Annotated in this window: 4 protein-coding genes; 1 reads left to right on the forward strand and 3 read right to left on the reverse strand. The window is 67.4% G+C overall.

What is annotated here, in order from left to right:
• Nucleotides 1-1,549 (forward strand): tetratricopeptide repeat-containing protein (locus tag RDU12_RS09570; RefSeq protein ID WP_308684512.1); only part of this gene is annotated, 1,549 nt, incomplete at its 5' end.
• Here RDU12_RS09570 and RDU12_RS09575 read toward each other — a convergent pair.
• The 3 genes from RDU12_RS09575 to RDU12_RS09585 all read right to left on the reverse strand — a co-directional run.
• A complete protein-coding gene (locus tag RDU12_RS09575) occupies nucleotides 1,546-2,214 on the reverse strand; it encodes a Crp/Fnr family transcriptional regulator (protein ID WP_300289667.1) in 669 nt (222 codons plus the stop codon). The two genes, RDU12_RS09570 and RDU12_RS09575, sit on opposite strands and share 4 nt — an antisense overlap.
• A 345-nt stretch (nucleotides 2,215-2,559) precedes the next feature.
• The gene (locus tag RDU12_RS09580; RefSeq protein WP_308684513.1) at nucleotides 2,560-4,572 is read right to left on the reverse strand and encodes a response regulator; all 2,013 of its coding nucleotides are present in this window, start codon (nucleotides 4,570-4,572) and stop codon (nucleotides 2,560-2,562) included.
• A partial coding sequence (locus tag RDU12_RS09585) for a response regulator (protein ID WP_308684514.1) occupies nucleotides 4,572-7,960 on the reverse strand: 3,389 nt, incomplete at its 5' end. The genes RDU12_RS09585 and RDU12_RS09580, both read right to left, overlap by 1 nt.

Raw genomic sequence — 7,960 nt, forward strand, 5'->3', positions numbered from 1 at the left:
CGGAGCTCTGGACCGGGCGAGACGGCTGTTCGACGAAGCCGGTCTCGGTTCGGTGACCGACGACCCCGCGACCCTGAGCGTGCGCGGACGGCTGCTCAAGGACGAGGCGCGGCGGGCGCCGGCGGCGGAACGCGGCCGGCTTTGGCGCGAGGCGGGCGACGCCTACGCCCGGGCCGCGGACCTGAGCGGCGCGACCTACCATCTTATCAACGCCGCGACCCTCGCCTTGCTGGCCGGCGACCGGCCGATGGCAGACGAGCGGGCAAAACGGGTGCTGGACAAGCTGGATGCCGGCGATACCGGGCCCGAGACCCTCTACTATCTCGGCGCGACCCGGGCCGAGGCGCTGCTGCTGCGGGGCCGGACAGGCGAGGCGCGGGCGGCGCTTGAGTCCGCCTGCCGGCTGGCACCCGAGGCATGGGAAGACCACGCATCGACACTTCGCCAGTTCAGTCTGATCCTCAAGACGCTGGGCGAGGACACGGCCTGGCTTGAAGCTCTGCAGCCGCCTCGCAGCCTGCATTTCGCGGGGCATTTGGGCGTCGTCGACAGCGCGGAGGTACGCGCGCGCATCGACGCCCTGCTCGGCGAGGAGCGAATCGGCTTCGCCTGCGGCGCGCTGGCCGGCGGGGCCGACCTGATCGTCGCCGAAGCCGTGCTGGCCCGGAACGCCGAGCTCCATCTGGTGCTGCCCGCGCCCCCTGCCGTGTTCCGGGCCGAGTCCGCCGCGCCGCTGGGCGGCGACTGGCCGACGCGGTTCGACGCGGTTCTGGGTCAGGCAGCCTCCGTTCACGTGACGGAGCCCGGGCTGGCGGCGACCACCATGCTCCATATCCGCCTTGCCGCCGAGGTGGCCATGGGCAGGGCCGTGATGAAGGCCGCCTCACTGGCCAGCGAGGCCGTCCAGTTGCTGTTGGCCGACTCCGGGGCGGCGACCAACGCCACCAGCCTGATCGGCACGCACTGGCGACGGAGCGGCCGCCGGCAGGTTCAGCTGGATCTACCCCGGCACGCTGCCGGGACGGTGGGCGGAAAGCCGCTCGGCGAGGGACCGGGCGACGGCGTGCTGGCGGCCATGCTGGCCGTCGGATTCGATGACGCCGGGCACGCCGAAGATTCAGCAACCACCGAGGCGTTCGGCTGGATCGCGGCCGCGCTGGCCGACGCGGCCCGGCCGCTGACCCACCCGGTGGTCGCGGGGGACGTCCTACACCTGGCGTTTGCCGACCCAGGGGAAGCGTCCGAAGCAGCCAACCGGATCGGCGACGCCCTGGGACCGGACGCGCCCCGCATCGCCGGCCACTACGGGGTCGCGCGGCGGGTCGAGAGCCCTTTCGGCGGGCCGCCCGCGCTTGTCGGCCGCGCCACGCGACTTGCGATGGACTTGCTGGCCTCGACCCCGCCGGGGGCCGTTCACGTGAGCGAGGATTTCGCCGCCGCCCTGCACGGCTGGACGCATCTCTCCGCTGGCGACGCCGCCTATGTCGGGGAGCTGTCGATAGGCGGCCGGACGATCAACCTGTACGCCCTAGCGCCCGCGGGCCGCTAGACGACCAGTTCCTCCAGACGCCCGGGCGCGACGATGACGAGGGCGTCGTTCTCGCGCCGCACGATGCCGCGTCGTTCGAGGGCGCTGACGGAGCGGGAGACGGTCTCCCGTGTGCTCTGTACCCGGACGGCCAAGGCCGCGTGTACGGGGGCGGGACGGATGACGGCTCCGTCGCCGAGACGGGCCAGACGCAGGAGTTCGGCATAGACCCGACCGGGCGCCGACAGCGTCGTCCGGTCGACCATCCGGGCGCTTGCGGCGCGCAACTGCTCAAGCAGGGAGCGGACCAGCAACAGACCCAGCGACCGGTGCCGGTCGACCAGCATCACGAAATCGGCGGCCGGGACGCAGGCGGCCCGGGTCGGGTCGGCGGCCACGACATCGGCGTCAACCGGCCAGGCGTCGGTCGCAGCCACGGTGCCGAAGAAATCTCCCGTGCGGTATTCGTGGACCAGCACCATCTGTCCGTCGAGGCCATAGACGAGGGCCTGTGCCCGGCCCGCGACGACCAGCCAGGCGTGGCCGAGGCGGTCGCCGTAGCGCAGGATCACCGCCCGGGCCGGGTACTGGCGCCCGACCGCATGCGCCGCGAGGGCCGCCCCGACCTCAGCGGGACAGCCGATGGCGGCGCAGATATCGTCCTGAAGTCCGGTCGACCCGATCATCATGAACGCTCCACGGGAAAGTTGGACCGCAACGTCCCGGAAATTGCCGGTCCGCGCAACGCGCGGGGTCCGCAGGGGGACTTGGTGCAGCGGCGGTGGCGCAAGTGAGGCCAGGCTCCGGGAGCCACGCGTTGGATGGCTTTGCCCTCCTCAAGTGGCGGTGGCAGCGGCCGGCATGCAGCCACCTACTGAATAACTCCGGAGACGAGTTGTCGCTGGACCGCGCCCACCGCCACGCACCCCGCAACCGTTCTCTGGTCTGACCCGGGTCCTGCAAGGGCCAGGAATGTCGCGGCTATCCGCCGCAAACTTCCGCGCCGCCTGCTGCGACGGCGGCCACTGCACCTATGCCTGGGCTGACGCCCTCCGATCAGGCGTCTGCGCGATCACGGCCCGGAGCCGTTCCGCCAGCTCCGAGTTCCGGTAAGGCTTCCCGATGACCTCGAAGTCATGCACCTCTTCAAGACCGGATTCGCCCAGGTAGCCAGAGGTCAGCAGGATCCGCAAAGAGGAGTTCAACCGCTGGGCCTGACGCGCCAACTCGATCCCGTTGACGCCTCCGGGCATGACGACATCCGAGAACAGGACGTCGAAAGACGGGTCCGCCTGCAGTCGGGCCAAGGCTCCGGCTGCGTCGATCGCCACTTCGCATCGATAGCCGAGCCCGTTGAGCATATCGAGGCAGACGCTGAGGACTGCGGGATCATCCTCGACGATCAGCACGCGTTCCGACCCCGTGGGGATCGGCGCCGCCGGCTCCATGTCAATCACCGGAGCAGGCCGCAGGTCGGTGAGCGGCAGCGTCAGGGTGAAGGCGGCGCCCTCTCCCGGCTGGCTTTGAACCTCGATGCGTCCGCCCGACTGGCTGACGAAGCCGTAGACCTGGGACAGGCCCAGGCCGGAGCCCCGCCCGACCTCCTTCGTCGTGTAGAAGGGCTCGAACACCCTCTGCAGGACTTCCGGGGTCATGCCCGGACCGGTGTCAGCCACCACGATCACGCCCTCACAGGAAGGTTCCGACCGTTCCTCGATGCGGATCGTCAATCGCCCATCGTTGACCATGGCGTCCCTGGCGTTCACGGCGAGGTTGAGAAGCGCGTTTTCCAGATGACCGGGGTCGACGGACACAAACACCTCGGTGCCGGAGTATTGCAGGTCGAGAATCACCCCCTCGCCAACCGCCTGCTTCATCAGCGGCGCGAAATCACGAACCAGTCGGTTGAGCCCGACAGGCTCGGGGTTCAGCTGCTGCCGACGGGAAAAGGCCAGCAGCTGACGGGTGAGCGTCTGACCGCGGTCCGCAGCGGACCTTATCGCCGCAAGCTGACGGTTCGCCTTGGGCTCCTCGATCCTTCGGAGCAGAATGTCGGCGTTGCCAAGCACCACGGTGAGCAGGTTGTTGAAATCGTGCGCGACGCCGCCCGTCAGTTGGCCGACGGCTTCCATCTTCCTCGCCTGAGCCAGTTGCTCCTCAAGTTGACGCCGCTCGGTGATGTCGAGAAGCGTGCCGACGATCTCCCCGTCCGTCCCGTCCTCGCCGGGCACCCAGACGCCCTGATCCAGAAATCTCCGATACTCGCCGTCGGCGCACTGCCAACGGTATTCGCAGGCATAGGCGCCCGACTTCGACGCCTGCATGAGGCAGTCAACGACGCCCCCCACGTCGTCGGGGTGGATGCGTCCAAGGCCCATCCCGGGCTCTTCGATAAACCGGCCGGGGGCGAAGCCGGTCAGGGGGGTGATGCTGTCGCTGACGAAGAGCGCGCCGAACGGATGCAGGCTCATCCGCGACGTGAAGACAACCGGCAGGGAGCGCAGGATGGAGTCCTGGCGCTCGCGCGCCTTTCGCAGCGCCAGTTCTGCGGCGAGGCGCGCCTCCGTGATCGAGGCGTTCTCGCGCATCAGACGTTGCTGTTCCTCGGCGTGCCGCTTGATCTGGCTCGTCTTGAGATGCAGGTCGGCCAGGACGCTGACCTTCGCGCGCAGGATGAAGGGATCGACGGGCTTGAACACCAGATCGACGGCGCCGGCCTGATAGGCCTGGAAGATGTGGGTTTCGTCGCGGAAGACGGCGGTCACGAACACGATCGGCGTGTCGCGCGTGCGGGGGTGCTCGCGGATCAGGCGAGCGGTCTCATAGCCGTCCATCCCGGGCATATGCAGGTCGAGCAGAATGACCGCGAACTCCTGCTTCAACAGCAGACGCAACGCCTCCTCGCCTGAGCGGGCGACCACAATCTCATGGCCCAGGATCTCGAGCGCCTCCCTCGCGGCGAAGGCGTTGCGTTCGTCATCATCAACGACCAGCACTCGGGCCTTGAGCGGATCCGGGGCCTTTCGCGTTCGGGGGGTGGCCATCAGACGGCAGCCGTCTCGGCGGCCATGATCCGGTGGGCCTCGGTCCGCTGGATAGACACCCGCATTACGGAGATCAGATAGTCGATGTCCACGGGCTTGGAGACATAGTCCGACGCCCCGGCCTCGATGCATTTCAACCGGTCGCCCTTCATGGCCTTGGCCGTTACGGCGATGATCGGCAGGTTCGCGTAGCGGGCCATGGAGCGGATTTCGCGGATGGTCTCGTAGCCGTCCATGTCCGGCATCATGATATCGACGAGCACGATGTCGATCTCCGGGTGCTGTGCCAGCAGATCCAGCCCCGCCCTTCCACTCTCCGCATAATGCAGGCCGACCCCGAACTCCTCGAGGGCGCTGGCCATCGAGAAAATGTTCCGGATGTCGTCATCGATCACGAGTGTCGTGCGACCCGTCAGAATCGCGTCGTGGCGGCGCGTCTGGGCCAGAGTCGCACGGACCGTGTCCGACAGCCGGTCGACGGGTTCGTGCAGAAGGAGCGTCGCCTGTTCAAGCAACTGTTCCGGCGTTCTGGCCAGCCGGGCCTCGCCGGAGAACACCGCAAGTCGCAGCCTGCGCTCGTCTGCCGCGCTCAGGGTAGAGACGGCATAGACGACGGCGGCGCGTTCAAGCGCAGTCAGCGCTCGAACAATGTCTTCGGCCGGGGCGCTGGCCGCATCGAAGATGACGCTGTCGGCAGGCTTGACCTTGACCTTGGCCAGTCCCTTCAGGGTCTCAACCCGGGTAAGCGAACCGAATGCAGTCTTGAGCGCGCTTGTGGCCGCACTCGCCGGGCCGACAAAGATCAACCGTCGGTTAGATGCGGCCACGAAGCTCCGGACCTGGGCGAGGGTTGCAACAACCTCCTCCCGCTCAACGGGCTTGGGCGTGAAGGCGAAGGCGCCGATCGCGAGGCCGAGCCCGGCCTGGTCATCTGCCGAGATCACATGGACCGGGATGTGTCTGGTTTCCGGAGCCCGCTTCAACAGATCCAGGAGGGCCAGTCCGTCCATGTCCGGCAGGCCCACATCCAGCATGATCGCCTGGGGCGTGTAGCGACGCGCGAGCGACGCGGCCGCCACGCCTTCGCGGGTTATGACGCCCTTGAAGCCGCAATCCCGAATAAGGGCGAGCAGAATGCCGCCGAACCGGGGATCGTCCTCGACGATCAGGATGACCGGGTCGCCCGGGCCGATATCGTCGCGGTCGTCGCTGACCGCCTCGGCGACCTCGACCTCGTGCTCGATGGGCTGGGTGCGGACAACGACGGATTTGGACTCGCCTCCGGCGCTGACGGTCGGCGCCGCGGCGCTGAACTGGAGCGGGAGGTAGAGGGTAAAGGTCGAGCCCTGGTCCGGTACGCTCTCCACCCGCAGTTCGCCGCCGAGCGTTCGCGTGATCTCGCGGCTGATCGAGAGCCCCAGCCCCGTTCCGCCATATTTTCGGCTCGTGGTCCCATCGGCCTGCTGGAAGGCTTCAAAGATGATCCGCTGCTTGTCCTCGGGAATGCCGATGCCGCTGTCCCGCACCGAGAAGGCGACGACCTGACTGGCCGCGGCCAGTTGCTCGTTGCCGGCGCTCCAGCCCGCTTCGGCCCGCGCCATCTTGAATTCAACACCGCCCGACGCCGTGAATTTGAAGGCGTTTGAAAGCAGATTCTTGATGACCTGCTGCAGGCGCTTGTCGTCGGTGTAGATGGACTGCGGCAGGTCGGCGTCGAGGTTGATCGTGAAGTCGAGCCGCTTGTCCTGGGCGATCTGGGCGAAGGTGCGCTCCATCTGGTCGCGCAGGGAGGCGAAGCTGGTCTCGCCGATATCCAGCGTGACGGTCCCGGACTCGATCTTCGACAGGTCCAGGATGTCGTTGATGAGACCCAGCAGGTCGGAGCCGGCGGCGTGGATGTTCTTTGCGAACTCGACCTGTTTGATCGTCAGATTGCCCTGGGTGTTCTCGCTGAGCATCTTCGACAGGATGAGCAGGCTGTTCAGGGGCGTGCGCAGCTCGTGGCTCATATTGGCGAGGAACTCGGACTTGTATTTGGAGGTCAGCGCCAGCTGCTCGGCCTTCTCCTCGAGGGCGAAGCGGGCCTGTTCGACCTCGATGTTCTTGGCCTCGACCTGCTTGTTCTGGGCCGACAGGAGCTGGGCCTTGTCCTCGAGCTCCGCGTTTGATTGCTGGAGCTCCTCCTGTTTGGCCCGCAGCAACTCCTCGGACTGACGCAGTGAGGCGGCCTGCTGCTCCAGCCGGTCGTTGGTGGTCTTCAGCTCCTCCTGCTGCGCCTGAAGCTCGGCGGTCAGCAGCTGCGACTGGCTCAGCAGACCCTCGGTCCGCATGTTGGCTGCGATGGTGCTCAGCACGATGCCGACCGACTCCATCAGCTGGCTGAGGAACGACTGGTGGGTCTCCGAGAACTCGCCGAAGGTGGCCAGTTCGATCACCGCCTTGACCTCGCCCTCGAACAGCGCCGGCAGGATGATGATGTTCATCGGCGCCGCGCCGCCCAGCCCCGAGCCGATCTGGACATAGTCCTTGGGCACATTGGTCAGGACGATGCGCTCCTTCTCCTTGGCGCACTGACCAATCAGGCTCTGACCGAGGCGGAAGGTCGGCGACAACTGCTCGCGCTCGGTCGAGGCGTAGGAGGCGGCCAGCACCAGCACCGGCTCTTCCTCGGCGTCCTTGTCGGCGACATAGAAGACGGCGTGCTGGGCATTGATCAGCGGGGCCAGTTCCGACAGCACCATGTTGGACACCGTGGCCAGGTCGCGCTCGCCCTGCAGCATGCGGGTGAACCGGGCCAGGTTGGTCTTCAACCAGTCCTGCTCGGTGTTCTTCAGCGTCTGATCCTTCAGATTGCGGATCATCTCGTTGATGTTGTCCTTCAGCGCCGCGACCTCGCCGGAGGCCTCAACGGTGATGGAGCGCGTCAGCTCGCCCTTGGTGACCGCGGTCGACACCTCGGCGATGGCGCGGACCTGGGTGGTCAGGTTGCCGGCCAGCTGGTTGACGTTGTCGGTCAGGTCGCGCCACAGGCCGGCGGCCCCGGGCACCCGCGCCTGACCGCCCAGCTTGCCCTCGATGCCCACCTCGCGGGCCACGTTGGTGACCTGGTCGGCGAAGATGGCCAGGGTCTCGATCATGCCGTTGATGGTGTCGGCCAGCGAGGCGATCTCGCCCTTGGCGTTCAACGTCAACTTGCGCTTCAGGTCGCCGTTGGCCACCGCGGTCACGACCTCGGCGATGCCACGCACCTGTCCCGTCAGGTTGGCGGCCATCGAGTTCACGTTATCGGTCAGGTCCTTCCACGTGCCGCCGACGCCGGGCACCTGCGCCTGCCCGCCCAGCTTGCCCTCGGTGCCGACCTCGCGCGCGACGCGGGTGACCTCGGAGG

The organism is Brevundimonas sp., from assembly GCF_031082345.1.
In the GTDB taxonomy this organism is placed as follows: Bacteria; Pseudomonadota; Alphaproteobacteria; order Caulobacterales; family Caulobacteraceae; genus Brevundimonas.